Raw genomic sequence first — 18,715 nt, forward strand, 5'->3', positions numbered from 1 at the left:
TGCGACTTTTGCGTCCGGTATCCGTATTTTTCCAGGCTGCTAAAGTGAGGCCCATGGCAAGCACCAACCCCCGCAACTACGAATCCGTTCCCGCGCGCAAGGTCGCCTTCCTGGGCCTCGGCGTGATGGGCTTTCCCATGGCCGGCCACCTGGCGCTCGCCGGGCACCAGGTGACGGTCTACAACCGCAGCGCCGAGAAGCGAACGGCCTGGACCCAGGAGTTCAAGGGCCAGGCCGCCGCCACGCCGCGCGAGGCCGCCGCGGGCTGCGACATCGTGTTCTGCTGCGTCGGCAACGACGACGACCTGCGCTCGGTCGTGCTGGGCGACAACGGCGCCTTCGCCGGCATGAAGAAGGGCACGATCTTCGTCGACCACACCACCGCCTCGGCCAACGTGGCGCGCGAGCTGTCGGCCAAGGGCAAGGAACGGGGCATCGCGTTCGTCGACGCGCCCGTCTCCGGCGGCCAGGCCGGCGCGCAGAACGGCCAGCTCACGGTGATGTGCGGCGGCGACCAGGCCGCGTTCGACACGGCCCGTCCTGCCATCATGGCCTTCGCGCGCGCCTGCACGCTGCTGGGCGCGAGCGGCGCCGGCCAGCTGGCCAAGATGGTCAACCAGACGGCGATCGCCGGGCTGGTGCAGGGCCTGTCGGAGGCGATCGCCTTCGGCCTGAAGGCCGGCCTCGACATGGAGCAGGTGCTCGAGGTGATCGGCAAGGGTGCCGCGCAGAGCTGGCAGATGGACAACCGCGGCAAGACCATGATCGCCGGGCAGTTCGAGTTCGGCTTCGCGGTGGACTGGATGCGCAAGGACCTCGGGCTGGTGCTGGACGAGGCCAAGCGCAACGGCGCGCGCGTGCCGGTGACGGCGCTGGTGGACCAGTTCTACGCGGACATCCAGGCAATGGGCGGGAACCGCTGGGATACGTCGAGCCTGATCAAGCGGCTGGGCTGAGCGCGCGTCGTTCGGTGGGGTTCCTGCGTCACCCCACCCTACGAAAACCGTCGAAAGACGTGATCAACGCACCGGCGTGACCACCGCGCCGCCGGACGCAGGCGGCTCGGCGGACGGCGCGGGCGCGGCGGCGGGAGCGGGCGCCACCGTCGCCGGCGTGGCCGCGGTCGCCGGCACCGGCATGCCGGCCTGGCGCATCTCCTCGGGCGTCATCACCTCGAAGATCCGCACGACCTTCTGCACGCCGCCGATCTGGCGGGCGATGGCCGTGGCGCGTTCCGCTTCGCGCGGCGTCACGCGGCCCATCAGGTAGACCGAGCCGCGCTCGGTGACCACCTTGAACGCATTGGCCTGCAGGTCGGACGCGTCGACGAAGGACGCGCGCACCTTGCCGGTGATCAGCGCGTCGGCCGAACGCTGCGGCAGCGTCGTCGGCGCCATCACGCCGAGCTCGTTGACCACCGTGCGCACGTTGTCCACCGTGCCGGCGATGCGCTCGGCCTGCTGCTTCGCGGCCTCGCTGGGCACCTCGCCGGTCAGCAGCACCTGCCGGTTGTAGCTGGTGATGCTGATGTGCGCGCGGTCGCCGAAGGCTTCCGACAGGCGCATCGCGGCCCGCAGCTCGATCGTCTCGTCGTCGATCTGCGCGCCCGAGCTGCGGCGGTCCGACATCATCAGCGCCGTGCCCACGGCGGCGCCGCCCACGAGCAGCGGGGCGCAGCCGGCCAGCGACGTCGCGAGCAGCGCGGCGGCGAGCGAAGCGAGGGGCAGGGAAGAGAGGGCTTTGCGGGTCATGTGGGGTTGTCCTGTTCGCCGAGGAGCTGCGCATCGACGCCGTCGCAGATGCAGTGCAGCGCGAGGATGTGCACTTCCTGGATGCGGGCGGTGCGCTCGTGCGGCACGCAGATGTGTACGTCGGTCTCGCGCAGCACGGCGGCCATCTTGCCGCCGCCGCGCCCGGTGAGCGCCACGACCGACATCTCGCGCTCGTGCGCCGCCTCGATCGCGGCGAGCACGTTGGCCGAGTTGCCGCTGGTGGACAGCGCCAGCAGCACGTCGCCGGCCTGGCCCAGCGCGCGCACCTGCTTGGCGAACACGCGCTCGTAGTCGTAGTCGTTGGCGATCGCCGTGAGGATGGAGCTGTCGGTGGTCAGCGCGATGGCGCCGAGCTCGGGGCGCTCGCGTTCGAAGCGGCCCACGAATTCGGCGGAGAAGTGCTGCGCGTCGGCGGCCGAGCCGCCGTTGCCGCAGGCGAGCACCTTGCCGCCGCTGGTGACGCAGGCCAGCACGGCCTGCACCGCCTGCGCGATGGGCTTGCTGAGGGTCTGCGCCGCCTGGTATTTCAGGTCGGCGCTGTCGATGAAGTTCTGCTGTATGCGTTGCTCGAGCATGGCTCTCCCATGATACCGCCGTGCCAGGGGTGTAGTCCCTATCGGACGGACGCGGGACGCAATGACCGACGTCGTGGGGGACGTGACCCGACACGAGGTGCCGCGCGGAACTGACTTCGCGCAAGTTGCGGCTCACTAATCTTGCGCTTGCTGGCTTCGATGCCCGCAGGTTCCGAGTTCCACAAATCAAGCTCAAGGAGAAGTTGCAATGGCTGTTCTGAAAAAGATTGCCGGTCTGGCTGCCGGTGTTTCCGCGATCGCCGTGATCGGTGTCGCCGTCGCCCAGGGCGTTCCGCCGAACCCCTTCGTTTCCAACCCCGCTCTCGGCGCTGGCCAGCAGAGCACCCACCTGACCTCCATGGGCGAGACGGGCGTTCCCGGCCTGATCGACCAGGTGCAGACCGCCACCATCGTGACGCCGCCCGCCGTTGCGGTGGTCGAGCAGCCGGCCGTCGTGGCCCAGGCCCCGGCGCCCGTGATCGAAGAGCGCCAGGAGATGGGCGCGGCCCCCGCGCCGGTGGAAGAGGCTCCGGCGCCCGTGATGGCTCCGAAGCACGACCGCAACTAAGCAGGCGCTTCCTGCTGGGGCTTGTCTGCGGGCGGGCCTCAGCCAGCATCGAAGGCGGCACGCATCCAGTGGATGCTGCCGCCTTCCATGCTGATGACGTCGAAGCGGCAGGGCGGGGGCTCCGCGAGCCTCAGCAGGTAGTGGCGGGCGGCGAACACGATGCGCCGCTGCTTCTGCCAGCCCACGCTGGCGGCCGCGCCGCCGAAGCCGCGCCCCGCGCGCTTGCGCACCTCCACGAACACCAGCGTGCCATCGCGCTCGCGCAGGATCAGGTCGATCTCGCCGCCGCCGCGGCCGGGCGTCCGATAATTGCGCGCGACCAGGCGCAGTCCCCGCGCCTGCAGGTGCGCGAGGGCCCGATCCTCGGCCGCACCGCCTTGCTCCCGGGTCGTCACCATCGAAGGAGTCTCCTTGAGCGCTTCCCTTGCCGCTGCCCTGGCGGCCGCGCGCGACGCGGCCGGTGCGCAGCATTATCCGCAGGGCGCCCTGTATGTCGTCGCCACGCCCATCGGCAACCTGGCGGATATCGGCCTGCGGGCGCTGCACGTCCTGCAACTGGTGGATGCGCTCGCCTGCGAGGACACGCGCCACACGCAGGCCCTGCTGCGCGCCTACGGCATCGAGCAGCAGGCCTGGCTGGCCGTGCACCGGCACAACGAGGCGGAGGCGGCGCAGGAGGTCGTGCGGCGGCTGCGGCAGGGCCAGCGCGTGGCCTACGCGAGCGACGCGGGCACGCCGGGGGTGAGCGATCCCGGCGCGCGCCTGGTGGCCGCCGTGCGCGCCGCCGGCCTGCCGGTGGTCCCCATCCCGGGCGCGAGCAGCGTCACCACGATCCTGAGCGCGCTGCCGGCGGCCGCCCAGGACAGCGCCTTCGTGTTCGCCGGCTTCCTGCCGGCCAAGGGCGGCGAGCGCCAGCAGGCGGTGGCGGCGCTGGCGGCAGAGCCGCGGCCGGTGGTGCTGCTGGAGGCGCCGCACCGCATCGCCGCGCTGGCCGACACGCTGGCGCCGCTGGGCGAGCGCGAACTGACGGTCGGGCGCGAGCTGACCAAGCAGTTCGAGGAGATCGCGACGATGCGCTGCGCCGACTTCCCCGCATGGCTGCAGGGCGCGCCCGCGCGCAGCCGTGGCGAATTCGCACTGGTCTTGCATCCTGTTGCCGTGGTGCGCGACGACGCGGAGCCCTTGCGCGTGCTGAAGCTGCTGCTGGCGGAACTGCCGGTGAAGACGGCGGTGAAGCTCGCGGCGGAGATCACGGGGGCGTCGCGCAATGAGCTCTACGACGCCGCGTTGAAGATGAAGGACGGGTGAATCGGTGGGGTTCGCTTGCGCTCACCGCCACCCTACGGGATCCCGGTGTCCGGTGCGATGGGCGCGGCCGTTCGTAGGGTGGCGGTGAGCGCAGCGAACCCCACCGCCCGCCCCTCAGATCGCCAACGGATCCACATCCACCGCCCACCGGATCAGCCCCCGCATCCGCAGGCCCTGCAGCACCGGCTGCCACGCCGCCAGGAAGGCCTGCAGCGCCGGCCGCGAGCCGCTTTCCAGCAGCAGCTGCGCCCGTTCCACGTTGGCGACGCGCTGCACCGTCATCGGCACCGGCGCGTAGACGAGGACGTGGCCGCTGCCCTCCAGGCCCGGTGCGGCATCGGCGGCGGCCTGCAGGAAGGCCTGCGCCACCTCCTGCGTGCGCGCCTCGGCCCGCAGCAGCGCCTGCCAGGCGTAGGGCGGCATCGCGGCCCGCTGCCGTTCCTGCAACTGCTGCTCGGCGAAGGCGGGGTAGTCGTGGCGCTTGAGCGCCGTGAACAGCGGATGCTCGGGGTTCCAGGTCTGCACCCACATCTCGCTCGCGGCCGCGTGCGCCGCGTCGCGGCCGGCGCGGCCGCCGGCCTGCATCAGCAGGGCGAACAGCCGCTCGGGCGCGCGGAAATCGCTGGAGAAGAGCGCCGCGTCCGGGTTGACGGCCGCCACCAGCGTGATGCGGCGGAAGTCGTGCCCCTTGGTCACCATCTGCGTGCCCACCAGCACGTCCACTTCGCCCGCATGCACCTGCGCGAGCTGCTGCTCCAGCGCGCCCTTGGCGCGCGTGCTGTCCGCGTCCATGCGGGCGATGCGCACGGGCTCGCCGTCCGCGCGCCGGGTGTCCGCCAGCAGGCCCGCGAGCTGCTCTTCCAGCTGCTCGGTGCCGCGGCCCAGCGGCGCGATGTCGACGTTGCCGCACTGCGGGCAGGCACGCGGCACCCGCTCCGTGAAGCCGCAGTGGTGGCAGCGCAGCGAGCGGTCGATCTTGTGGAAGACGCGGAAGGCGCTGCAGTGCGGGCAGTCGCTGCGCCAGCCGCAGGCGGTGCAGGCGAGCACCGGCGCATAGCCGCGGCGGTTGAGGAACACCAGCGACTGCTCGCCGCGCGCGACCCGCTCGCCAATCGCGGCCAGCAGCGGCGCCGAGAACAGGGTGCCGCGCGGCTGGTGGTTCATGTTGACGATGCGCACGGCCGGCAGCGCGCCCGCGCCCACGCGCGTGGGCATCTCCAGGCAGCGGTAGCGCCCGCGGTCGCAGGCATGCCAGCTCTCCAGGGAGGGCGTCGCCGAGCCCAGCACGACCTTGGCGCCTTCCAGCCGGCCGCGGTAGATCGCGAGGTCGCGCGCCGAGTAGCGCGCGCCCTCCTGCTGCTTGTAGCTGGGGTCGTGCTCCTCGTCCACGACGATCAGCCCGAGGCGGGGCAGGGAAGCGAACACGGCCATGCGCGTGCCCAGCACGATGCGCGCGCCACCCTGGTGGGCCGCGATCCAGCTGCGCAGCCGCTGCGGATGGGTCATGCCGCTGTGCAGCGGCACCACGGCGCCGGCGCCGAAGCGCTGTTCGAAGCGCGCTTGCAACTGCGGCGTGAGATTGATCTCGGGCACCAGCACCAGCGCCTGCGCCTGCGGGTCGGACGCCAGCAGGGACTCGACGGCCCGCAGGTAGACCTCGGTCTTGCCGCTGCCCGTGGCGCCGAACAGCAGGAAGGGGCCGGGCTCCTGCGCCATGGCGGCGAGCGCCGCCGCCTGGTCGGCCGTGAGCTCCGGGCGCGCACCGGCCGGGGCCGCCGGCGCCGCGGCGGCCGCTCGCTTGAGGCGGCGGGCGAGCTGGACCGCGTCGAGCTCGCGCAGCTGCGGCGGCAGGGCCGCCAGCGCGACCTCGCCGATGCTGCGCTGGTAGTAGCCGGCCGTGAACCCGACCAGCTCGCGCCAGGCCGCCGACAGCGGCGCCAGGCCTTCGAGGGGGCCGGCGATGCTCTTCAGTGCCGTGGCATCGGGGACCGCTGCCTGGCCGACGCCGGCGTCCCAGACCACGCCGCAGACCTCGCGCCGGCCGAGCGGCACGCGCACGAGGCTCCCCGGCGCAAGTGGCAACTCACTGCGGTAGCTGAGGGGCCCGGCCACCGTGCTGTGGGCGGGCGTGGGCACGACGACCGGGACCAGCTGGCTCATCCGAGGTGCAGCTTAGGCGAGGTGCTTAAGCGTTCTTCGCGAAAGTCCGAGTAAGTCATTGATTCCACTCGACTTTGTTTTTGCCGCACACCCTTGTGGATAACTTTGTTGATAGGGCCGCTGCCGCCGCGCCGGAGGGCCCGGAAAATCAAGGGCTTGGCTCGACCGGCCCGGGCGGGGCTCCGCGCCGGAGCCAAACAAAATCAACAACTTACGCGCGCTACGGATTTCGGAGCGCCGTTCATGCCGCGCAGCCGTCTTAGCTGCGCCGCAACACGGTTTTTGTGCATAAGTCAAGCAAGGCACCCCGGCGACGGGCGGCGTTGTGTGCTAGGGAACTCCCGGATGGGCACGGTTCAGGACTTCGGCGAAGCAGCCCGCATGTGCGCTGAATGTGCATGCACTGCTTCCACCAGCGCCTGCACGTGTTCCGGCGGCGTGTGCTGGCTGATGCCATGGCCGAGGTTGAAGATGTGCGTGGGGCCCGCGCCGCTGCCGGTGTGCGGCGCGCCGAAGTCGTCGAGCACGCGTCGTGCCTCGTCGGCCACGCGCTCCGGTGGCGCGAACAGCACGGCCGGGTCCAGGTTGCCTTGCAGGGCCTTGCTGCCGCCGACCAGGGCCCGCGCGCGGCCGAGGTTCACGGTCCAGTCGACGCCGAGCACCTCGCAATCGAGCGTGCCCATCTGCTCCAGCCACAGGCCGCCGCCCTTGGTGAAGACGATGCGCGGCACGACCGCGCCGTCGGCGCCGGTGCGCTTGAGGCCGGCCAGCACGCGCCGCGTGTAGTCCAGGCTGAACTGCTGGAAAGCGCCGTCGGCGAGCGCGCCGCCCCAGCTGTCGAACACCATCACGGCCTGCGCGCCGGCGTCGATCTGCGCGTTGAGGTACGCGGCCACGGTCTCGGCGTTGACCGCCAGGATGCGATGCACCAGGTCCGGCCGCGCGTAGAGCATGCTCTTGACGCCGCGCCAGTCGTCCGAGGAGCCGCCGCCTTCGACCATGTAGCAGGCGAGCGTCCAGGGGCTGCCGGAAAAGCCGATCAGGGGCACGCGGCCGTTCAGGGCGCGGCGGATCGACGTCACCGCGTCGAACACGTAGCGCAGCTTGTCGAGGTCGGGCACCTGCAGCGCCGCCACCGCCTGCTCGTCGCGCAGGGGGTGCGCCAGCTTCGGGCCCTCGCCCAGCGCGAAGCTGAGGCCCAGGCCCATGGCGTCGGGCACGGTCAGGATGTCGGAGAACAGGATCGCGGCGTCGAGGGCGAAGCGCTCCAGCGGCTGCAGCGTCACCTCGGTCGCGTACTGCACGTTGGTCGCCAGGCCCATGAAGCTGCCGGCGCGGGCGCGCGTGGCCCTGTACTCGGGCAGGTAGCGGCCCGCCTGCCGCATCAGCCACAGGGGCGTGTAGGCGGTCGCCTGGCGCAGGCAGGCGCGCAGGAAGGTGTCGTTGGCAAGCGGCGGGAACATGGGCCCGATTGTCGCAGGCCGCACGCGGGCCCCGCCGCTTCAGGCCACGGCGCGGCGCAGGGCCTGGTCCAGGTCCCAGAGGATGTCTTCGACGTCCTCGATGCCCACCGAGAGGCGGATCATGTCCGGCCGCACGCCCGCGCGCGCCAGTTCCTGCTCGTCCAGCTGGCGGTGCGTGGTCGAGGCCGGGTGGATCACCAGCGTCTTGGCGTCGCCGATGTTGGCGAGGTGGCTCATGAACTCGCAGGCGTCGATGAAGCGCTCGCCGGCCTTCACGGCGTCGTCGGCGCGGATGCCGAAGGTGAGGATGCCCGAGGCGCCCGGCTGGCCGTCGATGGCGCGGAACTGCTTGCGCGCCAGCGCGTAGTGCGGCGAGCTTTCCAGGCCGGGGTAGTTCACCCAGCCCACCAGCGGATGGTCGCTGAGGAACTCGGCGACGCGGCGCGTGTTGCGGCAGTGCGCCTGCATGCGCAGGTGCAGCGTCTCGATGCCCTGCAGGATCAGCCAGGCGTTCAGCGGCGAGAGCGAACCGCCGAAGGTACGGTTCACCTCCATGCGGGCCTTCATCGTGTAGCCGAAGTCGCCGAAAGTCTCGTAGAACTTCACGCCGTGGTAGGCGCGGCTCGGCTCCAGCATCTCGGGAAACTTCTCGCGCGCGAGGCCGCCGCCCCAGTCGAACTTGCCCGACTCCACCAGCACGCCGGCCATGGTGGTGCCATGCCCGCCCAGGTACTTGGTGGCGCTGTGCACCACGATGTCGGCGCCGAAGGCGAACGGGTTGCACAGGTAGGGGCTGGGCACCGTGTTGTCCACGATCAGGGGCAGGCCGTGCTCGTGCGCGATCGCGGCGACCGCCTCGATGTCGAACACGTTCACCAGCGGATTGCCCAGCGTCTCGCCGTACAGCGCGCGCGTGGTGGGCCGGATCGCGCGGCGGAAGTTGTCCGGGTCCTGCGGATCGACGAAGGTGGTTTCGATGCCCAGGCGCGCGAAGCCGATCCCCAGCTGGCCGACCGAGCCGCCGTACAGCGTGGACGCGGCCACGATGTGGTCGCCCGCCTTCACGATGGCGAGGATGGCCGTCATCTGCGCCGCCATGCCGGTGGCGCAGGCGAGCGCCGCGCGCCCGCCTTCCAGCGAGGCCACGCGCTCCTCCAGCACCGCCACCGTGGGATTGCTGATGCGGCTGTAGACGTTGCCGAAGGTCTGCAGGTTGAACAGGCTGGCCGCGTGCTCGGCGGAGTCGAACACGAAGCTGGTGGTCTGGTGGATGGGCGTCGCGCGCGCGCCGGTCACCGGGTCGGGGATGGCGCCGGCGTGGACGGCACGGGTGCCGAAGCCGTAGTCGTGGTCTTGTTCGGCCATGGTCTCAGTAGAACAGCTGTTGCGGCCGCCGGGCCGAGATCACCTTGGTGTTCACGCCGGCCCAGTTCAGCCCGCCGAACAGCCGCGCGTGCTCGATCTTCACGCAGCGGTCCATCACCACGTCCAGGCCGGCGGCGCGCGCCTTGGCGGCCGCCTCCTCGTTGATGACGCCGATCTGCATCCACAGGCATTTCGCGCCGATGGCGATGGCCTCGTCCGCGATCGGCGGGATGTCGCTGCTCCTGCGGAAGCAGTCCACCATGTCGATGCGGCGGCCCTCCTTCGCCAGCGCTTCCGCCGCGGCGGTGACGCTCGCGTAGCTGCGCTCCCCCAGGATCTCCGGCGCCGACGGGTTGACCGGCACGATGCGGTAGCCGTGCTCCTGCATGTACTTCGCGGCGAAGAAACTCGGGCGGTGCCATTGCGGCGACAGGCCCACCACCGCGATCGTCCGGCAGGTGCCGAGGATGCGGCGCAGCGCGTGGATGGTGCTCATGCGGCCAGTGTACGCAGGTACCCGGCCGGCGCGTCACATGGCGAGCGCGGAGCGGACTTCGTCGACGCTCAGGATCTCGGACAGCACCCGCGGCGGCTGGCCGGGCCGGTAGACCACGTAGACCGGCACGCCGCTGCGCCCCAGCTGCGCCAGGGCCGCCGTGATCGCCGGGTCGCGGCGGGTCCAGTCGGCGCGCAGCAGGACGTAGCGGCGCGCGTCGAAGTCGGCCAGCAGCTCCTCGCGCCCCAGGGTCGTGCGCTTGTTGACCTGGCAGGTGACGCACCACGCGGCCGTGAAGTCCACGAACACCGGGCGGCCCTCGGCCAGCAGCTGCTGCACGCGCGCGGCGTCCCAGGGCTGCCAGCGCTCCTGCGCGCCGGCCACCGGCACGGGAGCAGCCGCGACGCGCGTGATCGCGCCGCCGGTCGACCAGGCGACGATGGCCAAGCCGGCGACCGCCAGCGAGGCGAGCGCCACGCGCGTGCGGCCGCGCAGGGTCAGCGCCCACACGACCATGCTCATGGCGACCAGCAGCGCGAGCAGCGCGCCGGCGCCGTCGATGCCGCTCTGCTGGCCCAGGACCCACACCAGCCAGGCGACGGTGGCGAACAGCGGGAAGGCCATCAGGCGCCGGAAGGTCTCCATCCACGGCCCCGGACGCGGCATCCAGCGCGCGACCGCCGGCACCCAGCTGGCCAGCAGGTAGGGCAAGGCCAGGCCGAGGCCCAGCGCGATGAAGATCGCCAACGCCTGCCAGCCGGGCAGCACGATGGCGAGTCCCAGCGAAGCGCCCATGAACGGCGCCGTGCACGGCGAGGCGACCGCCACGGCCAGCACACCGGTGAGGAAGGCGTTGGCGACCGGGTGGCGCGCCTCCAGGCTGGCGATGCTGCTCGGGAGCACCGAGCCGAATTCGAAGAGGCCGGCGAGGTTCAGCGCGAGCAGCGTGAACAGCGCCGCGAGGCCCGCCACTACCAACGGCGACTGCAGCTGGAAGCCCCAGCCGAGCTGCTCGCCGGCGGCGCGCAAGGCGAGCATCAGGCCGCCGAGCGCGGCGAAGGAAGTGACGACGCCCGCCGTGTATGCGAGGCCGGCGATGCGGTGGCCGCGGCGGTCATCGGCGTGCCTGGTGAAGCCCACGAGCTTGATCGCCAGCACCGGGAACACGCAGGGCATCAGGTTCAGGACCAGGCCGCCCAGCAGCGCGCCGAGCAGCGCGGCGAGGAAGCCGGTGGACGGCGCGGTTGGCGCCGGCGCCTGCGCGGCCGCGTTGTTGCGCAGCGCCTGCTCCAGCGCGGGCGACACGGTGGCCATCGGCGCGGGCGGCGGGGGCCACGTGCCGGCGACCTTCGCCTCGCTGCGCCAGGACTGGCCATCGGCCGCCTTCATCACGACGGGCAGCAGCGGCGGGCCTTCGCTGCGGTGCGGCGACAGGGGCACGCTGGCCGTCCAGGTGCCGCCTTCCCACTTCTGCGTCCAGCGGCCGGCGGGATCGACGATCTCCGGCGTCTCCGGAAAGAACTCGAGCGTCTGGCCGCGCGCGGCGGGGGGCAGGCCGGGCACGCTGACCCGCAACTGCCCGTCCTCGACGCGCGCGCTCGCCGGCGCGTCGACCGGCTTGGGCTGCGCGTCCCACGCGGCCTGGAACGCCGCGGCGTTCAGCGCCGTGGTGCTGCGCACCGGCAGCTTCAGGCTGAAGCTGCCTTCCTCCGGGATGCACTCGCGCTTGCACACGAGCCAGGACGCCTTGAGCTCGATCTTCGCGTCGCCGAAGGGCGAGGGCTTGAAGGCGGGCGTGACGGTGAGCGGCACCGGCAGCAGCACCGTGCCCTCGTAGCCGTAGTTCGCGAGCGGCCCCACCGGGATCTTCCTCGGCACGGGCCAGGCGATCTCGCCGGCCTCGATGCCGGGCGGCAGCGTCCAGTGCAGCTCGGTGGGCAGGCCGGAGTCGCCGGGGTTCTTCCAGTAGGTGTGCCACTCGGGCTGGTGCGCGATCTGCAGGCCCACCCACAGCGGCTGGCCGGGCTCGACGCCTTGCGGCGCGTGCGCCAGCAGCTCGGCACGCACGCGGTCCGTGGTGACCACGTTGCGCGCGGACTGCGCGGCAGCCGCGGCCGGGAGGAGGGCGGCCGCCAGGCAGGCGGCGGCGAGGAGGCGGGCCAGTTGCATCGCAGGAATGGAGCTCAGCGGGCGCGGCGAGTTCCGACGCTCAGAGGAAGCCCAGCACCACTCGTCGGGTGCTGGCGCTCTTCTTCTCGATCTTGGTGACGACCACGCGGCCGATCTCCGAGGTGTTGGCGACGTGCGTGCCGCCGCAGGGCTGGAAGTCGATGCCGTCGCCGATGCGGATGGTGCGCACGCGGCCGGTGCCGCGCGGCGGCTGCACGGACATGCTCTTGACCAGCGCGGGGTTGGCGTCCAGCTCCTCGTCCGTGATCGAACCGACTTCCACCGCGTGCGCGGCGGCGACCAGCCGCGCGATGCCTTCGCTCAAGGCGTCCTTGTCCAGCGGATCGGTCATGTTGAAGTCCAGGCGAGCGTACTCGGGCGTGATGGAGCAGCCGTTGACCAGCTGCGGCACCAAGTGGCACAGCAGGTGCGTGGTCGTGTGGAAGCGCATCAGCTTGTGGCGGCGCTCCCAGTCGATGCGGGCGACGACAGCGTCGCCGGGCTGCAGCCGCGCGAGCAGCGCCTCCTGCCCGGCCGCGGGCACGTGCGCGATCTGGCCGGTCGGCTTGCCTGCCGCATCCTTGGCCTTGCGCGTGTCGGCGATGGCCAGCGGCGTTCCGTCGGCCAGCAGCAGCACGCCGGCGTCGCCGGCTTGGCCGCCGCCCAGCGGATAGAACACCGTGCGATCGAGCACGATGCCCTGCTCGCCGATGGCGGCCACGGTGGCAGGCGTTTCGCGGAGGTAGGCGTCTTGCCGGAACAGCTCTTGCGTCATGGCCGCATTGTCCCGCTTTCGCTTTCGCCCCGGCCAGGGCGGGGCGATGCACACTGCAAGCATGGCACGCCTGCTGCGTTTCCTGGCCTTGCTGTGCCTCGCCGCACTGGCCGCCTGCGGGGACACGGCGCGCCTGCCCGAGGCGGCCAGCATCGGCGCGTCCCCGCAGCTGCCGCCGCCGGCCAGGGCCTTGCTGCCGACCGTGCACATCGCGCCGGCCGAAGGCTGGCCGGAAGGCGCGCAGCCGCAGGCCGCGCCGGGATTCACCGTCACGGCGCTGCAGCGCGGGCTGCAGCATCCGCGCTGGCTGCTGGCGCTGCCCGATGGCGACGTGCTGGTCGCCGAGTCGAACCAGCCCGCGCCGCCACCTGGCCAGGGCGACAAGGGCATCAAGGCCTGGATCGCGAAGCAGGTGATGAAGCGCGCGGGTGCCGGCGTCCCCAGCCCGGACCGCATCGTGCTGCTGCGCGACGCCGACGGCGACGGCCGCGCGGAACTGCGCAGCGTCTACATCGCGGGCCTGCGCTCGCCCTTCGGGATGGCGCTGGTGGGCGACCAGCTGTACGTGGCGAACGCCGACGCGCTCGTGCGCCTGCCCTACGTGGCCGGCGCGACGCAGGCGAGCGCCGCGCCCACCAGGGTGACCGACCTGCCCGCGGGTCGCAACCACCACTGGACCAAGGGGCTGGTCGCCAGCCCCGACGGGCGCCGGCTCTACGTCTCGGTCGGCTCGAACAGCAACGTCGCCGAGAACGGCATGGCGGAGGAGGAGGGAAGGGCCGCGATCTGGGAGATCGACCTCGCGACCGGCAGCAAGCGGGTGTTCGCGAGCGGCCTGCGCAACCCGGTCGGCATGGCCTTCCAGCCCGACACCGGCGTGCTGTGGGCCGTGGTGAACGAGCGCGACGAACTGGGGAGCGACCTGGTGCCGGACTACCTCACCTCGGTGCGGGACGGCGCCTTCTACGGCTGGCCCTGGAGCTACTGGGGCGCGCACGTGGACGAGCGCGTGAAGCCGTCGCGTCCCGACATGGTGGCGCGTGCCGTCGTTCCCGACTACGCACTGGGCAACCACGTCGCGCCGCTGGGCTTGGCCTTCTCGGACGCCCGCATGCCCGTGCCTTTCGCCAGCGGCGCCTTCGTCGGCGAGCACGGCTCCTGGAACCGGCGCCCGCGCAGCGGCTACAAGGTGGTGTTCGTGCCTTTCGTGAATGGCCGGCCTTCCGGTCCGCCGCGCGACGTGCTCACCGGCTTCGTGAGCGCGGAGGGAAAGGCCTGGGGCCGTCCGGTGGGCGTGGCGCTCGATCGCAGCGGCGCGCTGCTGGTGGCGGACGACGTCGGCGGCGTGGTGTGGCGCGTGGCGCCGGCGCCTTAGCTGCAGAGGTTGGTGAGGATCATCGCGGTGATCGAAGGGCCGCGGGTGCACTGGTCCAGCGCGATCGCGATGGTGAGCACCAGGGAGGGCCAGACGGCGCGGTTCCAGCTCTCCCGCCAGGCCGTTTCAGCGATGGTGCGCAGCGTTTCCATGCAGGCATGATGCGATCGCCGGCGGCCGCCGCCATTCGGCCGGAAGCGCGATCGCGACGCCGCCCGCAGGCTGCCCGGCAGTCAGCTACTTTCCTCCGGCAGCGCGGCGCCTGCCTACGCGTGTCGGTCAGGGACGGAGCGGCAGCGGCAGTGCCGTCTTGTAACGGACCTGCTTCAGCGCGAAGCTGGAGCGGATCTTCTCGATGCCCGGGATGGGCGTCAGCTGCTCGAGGATGAAGCGTTCCAGCGCCGCGATGTCGGGGACGGCCACGCGGATCAGGTAGTCGCTGTCGCCGGTCATGAGGTAGCACTCCATCACCTCGTCGTGTTCGGCGATGCGCCGCTCGAACTCCGCGAGCGCCTCCTTGGACTGCGACTTGAGGCTGATGTTGATGAAGACGTTCAGCCCCAGCCCCAGCAGCTTGGCGCTGGCGAGCGCCACGTAGCGCTGGATCACGCCGCCCGCCTCCAGCGCCTTTACGCGGGCGAGGCAGGGCGAAGGCGAGAGGTGGACGCGCCGGGCGAGCTCGACGTTGGTGAGCGAGCCGTCCTGCTGCAGTTCGGCCAGGATGCGCAGGTCGATGGCGTCGAGTTGCATGGAATGCTGTCGAGGTAAGGGTCGGCGGCATTCTATGCCGCGGCTGGTCCATTCCGGGCGATTTTCGAAACACCCTGCGGCACCACCCGGCCTACAGTCGGCCCATGGCCGACGACAGCATCAATCGCTACCTTGCCGACGGGAACGGCGACGCCGACCCGCTGGAAACCGCCGAATGGCGCGACGCCTTCCAGGCCCTCGTGGCCACGCAGGGCGCGGCGCGCGCCCGCTTCATGCTCGACCAGCTGGCCGTCCTGGCGCGGCACCCCGCCGTCGGCTGGGCGCCGGAGCTGGTCACGCCCTACGTGAACACGGTGCCGGTGGAGCGGCAGCCGGCGTTCCCCGGCGACCTGGCGATCGAGGAGAAGCTCGCCTCGCTGATGCGATGGAACGCGCTGGCGATGGTGGTGCGCGCGAACACCGCGTACGGCGAGCTCGGTGGGCACATCGCCAGCTATGCCAGCGCCGCGGACCTGTTCGAGGTGGGCTTCAACCATTTCTTCCGCGCCCGCAATGAAAGGCAGGGCGGGGACCTGGTGTTCTTCCAGCCGCACAGCGCGCCGGGCGTCTACGCGCGCGCCTACCTCGAGGGGCGCCTGACCGAGGACGACCTCGCGCACTACCGGCAGGAGATCACCGCGCCCGCGCAGGGCGCGCAGGGGCTTTCCAGCTATCCGCACCCCTGGCTCATGCCGGATTTCTGGCAGTTCCCGACCGGATCCATGGGCATCGGGCCGATCAGCTCGATCTACCACGCGCGCTTCATGCGCTACCTCACGCACCGCCAGCAGGTGGACTGCAGCGGCCGCAAGGTGTGGGGCGTGTTCGGCGACGGCGAGATGGACGAGCCGGAGAGCACGAGCGCGCTCACGCTCGCCTCGCGCGAGAAGCTGGACAACCTGGTGTGGGTGGTCAACTGCAACCTGCAGCGCCTGGACGGGCCGGTGCGCGGCAACGGCCGCATCGTCGACGAGCTCGAAACGCTGTTCCGCGGCGCCGGCTGGAACGTGATCAAGGTGCTGTGGGGCAGCGACTGGGACGGCCTGTTCGCGCGCGACACCACCCACGCGCTGGTGCGCGCCTTCGCCCACACGGTGGACGGGCAGATGCAGACCTTCGCGGCGAAGGACGGCCGCTTCAACCGCGACCACTTCTTCGGCCAGGACGAGGAACTCGCACGGCTGGCGCAGGGCATGACTGACGAACAGATCGACCGGCTCAAGCGCGGCGGCCACGACCTCGTGAAGATCCACGCCGCCTACGAAGCGGCCGCGCGGCACCGCGGCCAGCCGACCGTGATCCTCGCGCACACCAAGAAGGGCTACGGCATGGGCACGGCGGGCCAGGGCCGCATGACCACGCACAGCCAGAAGAAGCTGGACGACGCGGCGCTGCTGGAATTCCGCGACCGCTTCCGCCTGCCGCTGTCGGACGACCAGGCGCGGCAGCTGGCCTTCTACAAGCCGGCCGAGGACAGCCCGGAGATGCGCTACCTGCACGCGAAGCGCGAGGCGCTGGGCGGCTACCTGCCGCGGCGCGAGACGGCCTGCGCCGTGGTGCCGGTGCCGGAACCGGGTTCGTACGCGCAGTTCGCGCTGCAGGCGGGCGGCAAGGAGATGTCGACCACGATGGCCTTCGTGCGGCTGCTCGGCGCGCTGCTGAAGGACGCGCAGCTCGGACCGCGCATCGTGCCCATCGTCGCCGACGAGGCGCGCACCTTCGGCATGGCCAACCTGTTCAAGCAGGTCGGCATCTATTCCAGCGTCGGCCAGCGCTACGAGCCGGAGGACATCGGCTCCGTGCTGTCGTACCGCGAGGCGCTCGACGGGCAGATCCTGGAAGAGGGCATCAGCGAGGCCGGCGCCATCGCGAGCTGGACGGCCGCGGCCACCAGCTACAGCGTGCACGGGCACGCGATGCTGCCCTTCTACATCTACTACTCGATGTTCGGCTTCCAGCGCGTGGGCGACGCGATCTGGGCGGCGGCGGACCAGCGCGCCCGCGGCTTCCTGCTGGGCGCCACCTCCGGCCGCACGACGCTGGCCGGCGAGGGCCTGCAGCACCAGGACGGCAGCAGCCACCTCGTGGCCGCCACCATCCCCAACTGCAAGGCCTACGACCCGGCCTTCGCCGGCGAGCTGGCCGTGATCGTGGACCACGGCATGCGCGAGATGCTGGTGGAGCAGCGCGACGTCTTCTACTACGTCACGCTGATGAACGAGAACTACGCGCAGCCGGACCTGCCGGCGGACGCACGCGATGGCGTCATCCGCGGAGGCTACCGCTTCGCGCGCTTCGGCGACGCCACGGCGCGGCAACGCGTCACGCTCCTCGGGTCCGGCGCGATCCTGCGCGAGGTGGTCGAGGCGGCGCGGCAGCTCGCCGCCGACGGCATCCCCTGCGACGTGGTGAGCGTGACGAGCTGGAGCGAGCTGGCCCGCGACGGCGTGGCCTGCGAGCAGCGGGCGATGGCGGGGGAAGGCGAGACCGCTCCCTACCTGACCGAACTGCTCGCCGGCAGCGGCCCGGTGATCGCGGCGAGCGACTACGTGCGGGCGGTGCCGGAGAGCATCCGGGCCTACGTGCCGCAGGGGCGGCGCTACGTGACGCTGGGCACCGACGGCTTCGGGCGCAGCGACACGCGGGCGGCGCTGCGGGGCTTCTTCGGGGTGGATGCGGCGGGGATCGCGAAGGCGGCGCACTGGGCGTTGTCGTAACCTCGGGGGATGGCACTCCCTTCGCGCTACTGGGCCGACCTCACCACCACCGACTTCGCCACGCTGGACCCGGCGTCCACGGTGGCCGTGCTGCCGCTCGGCGCGACCGAGCAGCACGGGCCGCACCTGCCGCTGGCGGTGGACCGCTGCCTCGTCGACGGGATCGTGGAGCGCGCGCTGCCGCAGCTGTCGCCCGAGCTGCGCGTGCTGGTGCTGCCGACGCAGGCGGTGGGCTACAGCCCCGAGCACGGGCAGTTCGCCGGCACGCTGACGCTGCCGGTGGAAACCGTGATCGCGACCTGGGTCGCGATCGGCGAAGGCGTGGCGCGCGCCGGCGTGCGCAAGCTGCTGCTGTTCAACGGCCACGGCGGCCAAGTGAGCCTGCTGGACATCGTCGCGCGCGAACTGCGCATGCGCTGCAACCTGATCGTCTACGGCTGCAGCTGGTGGAACCTGCCGCTCGGTGAAGCGGTCGAGGGGCTGTTCCCGCCCGACGAACACCGCTTCGGCGTGCACGCCGGCGACATGGAAACCTCGCTGATGCTGGCGCTGGCGCCGCACACCGTGCGGATGGCGCAGGCGCGCGACTTCCCTTCCAGCTCGCGCGAGCGGGCGGCGCAGTACCCGGTGCTGGGGAACGGCCGCAGCGCCAAGCTCGGCTGGGCCATCCAGGACTACAACGCGCAGGGCGCGGCGGGGAACGCGGCCGCCGCGACGGCGGAAAAGGGCGAGGCGGTGCTGGCGGCGGCGGCCACACAGTTGGCTGTGCTGCTGCGGGAGATCGCGCAGTTGCCGCTCGCTACGATCGTGGAGCGGCCGGCGCGGTAATTCGTTGGGTGTCTTCGGCGTGGGGCCGGACACGCGGAGAGGTGCCTTCGGCCTCGCACCGGGGTGAGGCGATCCGCCTTGGCGAATGTCCCCCGGCGCGTTCCTACGCCTGCGGCTCGGCCCGCTCCCTCCTCCTTGATTTCGCCCAGTCGGACCGCCTCACCCCGGCGCTTCCCGAGTGCCACTCCTCGGACTTGCTCCCTCTCCCCTTTGGGGTGAGGGGTGGGGTGAGGGGCAGCGAGGCACTCCGTCAAGGCCCGGGGCGGGGCTGCCCGTCCCAGCGAAATCAACGAGGAGGTAGCCGCCGAGCCGCAGGCGTAGGCAGCGACGGGGGACATTCGCAGGGACGGGCAGCCCCGCCCCGGGCCGGTCGGAGGGCACCTCTCCGATGACC

17 protein-coding genes are annotated in these 18,715 nt (G+C 71.8%); 6 read left to right on the forward strand and 11 right to left on the reverse strand.

From position 1 onward, the window contains the following. The first annotated feature begins 53 nt into the window (after positions 1-53). Positions 54-956 carry an NAD(P)-dependent oxidoreductase gene (locus tag ACY0MJ_RS18445; RefSeq protein ID WP_462640001.1) on the forward strand — a complete coding sequence of 301 codons (903 nt, stop codon included), beginning with the start codon at positions 54-56 and terminating at the stop codon, positions 954-956. Between the two features lie 63 nt (positions 957-1,019). Here ACY0MJ_RS18445 and ACY0MJ_RS18450 read toward each other — a convergent pair whose 3' ends face one another. Continuing rightward, positions 1,020-1,751, reverse strand: a complete 732-nt coding sequence (locus ACY0MJ_RS18450) for a BON domain-containing protein (protein WP_462640002.1) — start codon at positions 1,749-1,751, stop codon at positions 1,020-1,022. Then, positions 1,748-2,347, reverse strand: coding sequence for a phosphoheptose isomerase (locus ACY0MJ_RS18455; protein WP_462640003.1), 600 nt, complete (start codon positions 2,345-2,347; stop codon positions 1,748-1,750). Before ACY0MJ_RS18455 ends, ACY0MJ_RS18450 begins: the two co-directional genes overlap by 4 nt. A 208-nt stretch (positions 2,348-2,555) precedes the next feature. Here ACY0MJ_RS18455 and ACY0MJ_RS18460 point away from each other — a divergent pair, with 208 nt between their 5' ends. Beyond that, positions 2,556-2,915, forward strand: coding sequence for a hypothetical protein (locus tag ACY0MJ_RS18460; RefSeq protein WP_462640004.1), 360 nt, complete (start codon positions 2,556-2,558; stop codon positions 2,913-2,915). Between the two features lie 38 nt (positions 2,916-2,953). Here ACY0MJ_RS18460 and ACY0MJ_RS18465 read toward each other — a convergent pair whose 3' ends face one another. After that, a complete protein-coding gene (locus tag ACY0MJ_RS18465; RefSeq protein ID WP_462640005.1) occupies positions 2,954-3,313 on the reverse strand; it encodes a YraN family protein in 360 nt (119 codons plus the stop codon). Between the two features lie 13 nt (positions 3,314-3,326). Between ACY0MJ_RS18465 and rsmI the strand changes: the two genes are divergently transcribed. Further along, complete coding sequence (rsmI, locus tag ACY0MJ_RS18470) at positions 3,327-4,223, forward strand: 16S rRNA (cytidine(1402)-2'-O)-methyltransferase (RefSeq protein WP_462640006.1); 897 nt, start codon at positions 3,327-3,329, stop codon at positions 4,221-4,223. A gap of 114 nt (positions 4,224-4,337) precedes the next feature. On the opposite strand, the gene ACY0MJ_RS18475 is transcribed toward rsmI, so the two are convergent. The 6 genes from ACY0MJ_RS18475 to ACY0MJ_RS18500 all read right to left on the reverse strand — a co-directional run bounded on the left by ACY0MJ_RS18475 (position 4,338) and on the right by ACY0MJ_RS18500 (position 12,651). Continuing rightward, complete coding sequence (locus ACY0MJ_RS18475) at positions 4,338-6,383, reverse strand: primosomal protein N' (protein ID WP_462640007.1); 2,046 nt, start codon at positions 6,381-6,383, stop codon at positions 4,338-4,340. Positions 6,384-6,739: 356 nt separating this feature from the next. Further along, positions 6,740-7,846: a uroporphyrinogen decarboxylase gene (gene hemE / locus ACY0MJ_RS18480; RefSeq protein ID WP_462640008.1), complete on the reverse strand. Its 1,107-nt coding sequence runs from the start codon at positions 7,844-7,846 to the stop codon at positions 6,740-6,742. Positions 7,847-7,885: 39 nt separating this feature from the next. Next, positions 7,886-9,211, reverse strand: a complete 1,326-nt coding sequence (locus tag ACY0MJ_RS18485; RefSeq protein WP_462640009.1) for an O-acetylhomoserine aminocarboxypropyltransferase/cysteine synthase family protein — start codon at positions 9,209-9,211, stop codon at positions 7,886-7,888. A gap of 4 nt (positions 9,212-9,215) precedes the next feature. Then, a complete protein-coding gene (locus ACY0MJ_RS18490; RefSeq protein WP_462640010.1) occupies positions 9,216-9,707 on the reverse strand; it encodes a CoA-binding protein in 492 nt (163 codons plus the stop codon). A gap of 33 nt (positions 9,708-9,740) precedes the next feature. Then, positions 9,741-11,876, reverse strand: coding sequence for a protein-disulfide reductase DsbD family protein (locus ACY0MJ_RS18495; RefSeq protein WP_462640011.1), 2,136 nt, complete (start codon positions 11,874-11,876; stop codon positions 9,741-9,743). Positions 11,877-11,916: 40 nt separating this feature from the next. Then, positions 11,917-12,651 (reverse strand): alanyl-tRNA editing protein, encoded by a 735-nt coding sequence (locus ACY0MJ_RS18500; RefSeq protein ID WP_462640012.1) that lies wholly within the window; start codon positions 12,649-12,651, stop codon positions 11,917-11,919. A gap of 61 nt (positions 12,652-12,712) precedes the next feature. Between ACY0MJ_RS18500 and ACY0MJ_RS18505 the strand changes: the two genes are divergently transcribed. Further along, positions 12,713-14,026 carry a PQQ-dependent sugar dehydrogenase gene (locus ACY0MJ_RS18505; protein ID WP_462640013.1) on the forward strand — a complete coding sequence of 438 codons (1,314 nt, stop codon included), beginning with the start codon at positions 12,713-12,715 and terminating at the stop codon, positions 14,024-14,026. Here ACY0MJ_RS18505 and ACY0MJ_RS18510 read toward each other — a convergent pair. Continuing rightward, entirely contained in the window at positions 14,023-14,178 is a 156-nt protein-coding gene (locus tag ACY0MJ_RS18510) for a hypothetical protein (protein ID WP_462640014.1), read from the reverse strand. The two genes, ACY0MJ_RS18505 and ACY0MJ_RS18510, sit on opposite strands and share 4 nt — an antisense overlap. A 127-nt stretch (positions 14,179-14,305) precedes the next feature. Continuing rightward, entirely contained in the window at positions 14,306-14,776 is a 471-nt protein-coding gene (locus tag ACY0MJ_RS18515) for an Lrp/AsnC family transcriptional regulator (RefSeq protein WP_462640015.1), read from the reverse strand. A gap of 104 nt (positions 14,777-14,880) precedes the next feature. On the opposite strand from ACY0MJ_RS18515, the gene mdeB reads away from it, so the two are divergent. Next, positions 14,881-17,493, forward strand: coding sequence for an alpha-ketoglutarate dehydrogenase (mdeB, locus tag ACY0MJ_RS18520; RefSeq protein WP_462640016.1), 2,613 nt, complete (start codon positions 14,881-14,883; stop codon positions 17,491-17,493). A 9-nt stretch (positions 17,494-17,502) separates the two neighbouring features. Then, a complete protein-coding gene (locus ACY0MJ_RS18525) occupies positions 17,503-18,321 on the forward strand; it encodes a creatininase family protein (protein ID WP_462640017.1) in 819 nt (272 codons plus the stop codon). Positions 18,322-18,715 lie beyond the last annotated feature (394 nt).

The organism is Ramlibacter sp. bp-362, from assembly GCF_054956735.1.

Coding starts and splice junctions, on each gene's coding strand:
- ACY0MJ_RS18445 (WP_462640001.1), top strand. CDS start 54: ATGGCAAGCACCAACCCCCGCAACTACGAATCCGTTCCCGCGCGCAAG.
- ACY0MJ_RS18455 (WP_462640003.1), bottom strand. CDS start 2,347: ATGCTCGAGCAACGCATACAGCAGAACTTCATCGACAGCGCCGACCTG.
- ACY0MJ_RS18500 (WP_462640012.1), bottom strand. CDS start 12,651: ATGACGCAAGAGCTGTTCCGGCAAGACGCCTACCTCCGCGAAACGCCT.
- ACY0MJ_RS18485 (WP_462640009.1), bottom strand. CDS start 9,211: ATGGCCGAACAAGACCACGACTACGGCTTCGGCACCCGTGCCGTCCAC.
- ACY0MJ_RS18465 (WP_462640005.1), bottom strand. CDS start 3,313: ATGGTGACGACCCGGGAGCAAGGCGGTGCGGCCGAGGATCGGGCCCTC.
- ACY0MJ_RS18450 (WP_462640002.1), bottom strand. CDS start 1,751: ATGACCCGCAAAGCCCTCTCTTCCCTGCCCCTCGCTTCGCTCGCCGCC.
- ACY0MJ_RS18495 (WP_462640011.1), bottom strand. CDS start 11,876: ATGCAACTGGCCCGCCTCCTCGCCGCCGCCTGCCTGGCGGCCGCCCTC.
- ACY0MJ_RS18475 (WP_462640007.1), bottom strand. CDS start 6,383: ATGAGCCAGCTGGTCCCGGTCGTCGTGCCCACGCCCGCCCACAGCACG.
- ACY0MJ_RS18460 (WP_462640004.1), top strand. CDS start 2,556: ATGGCTGTTCTGAAAAAGATTGCCGGTCTGGCTGCCGGTGTTTCCGCG.
- ACY0MJ_RS18510 (WP_462640014.1), bottom strand. CDS start 14,178: ATGGAAACGCTGCGCACCATCGCTGAAACGGCCTGGCGGGAGAGCTGG.
- ACY0MJ_RS18490 (WP_462640010.1), bottom strand. CDS start 9,707: ATGAGCACCATCCACGCGCTGCGCCGCATCCTCGGCACCTGCCGGACG.
- ACY0MJ_RS18505 (WP_462640013.1), top strand. CDS start 12,713: ATGGCACGCCTGCTGCGTTTCCTGGCCTTGCTGTGCCTCGCCGCACTG.
- hemE (WP_462640008.1), bottom strand. CDS start 7,846: ATGTTCCCGCCGCTTGCCAACGACACCTTCCTGCGCGCCTGCCTGCGC.
- ACY0MJ_RS18525 (WP_462640017.1), top strand. CDS start 17,503: ATGGCACTCCCTTCGCGCTACTGGGCCGACCTCACCACCACCGACTTC.
- ACY0MJ_RS18515 (WP_462640015.1), bottom strand. CDS start 14,776: ATGCAACTCGACGCCATCGACCTGCGCATCCTGGCCGAACTGCAGCAG.
- mdeB (WP_462640016.1), top strand. CDS start 14,881: ATGGCCGACGACAGCATCAATCGCTACCTTGCCGACGGGAACGGCGAC.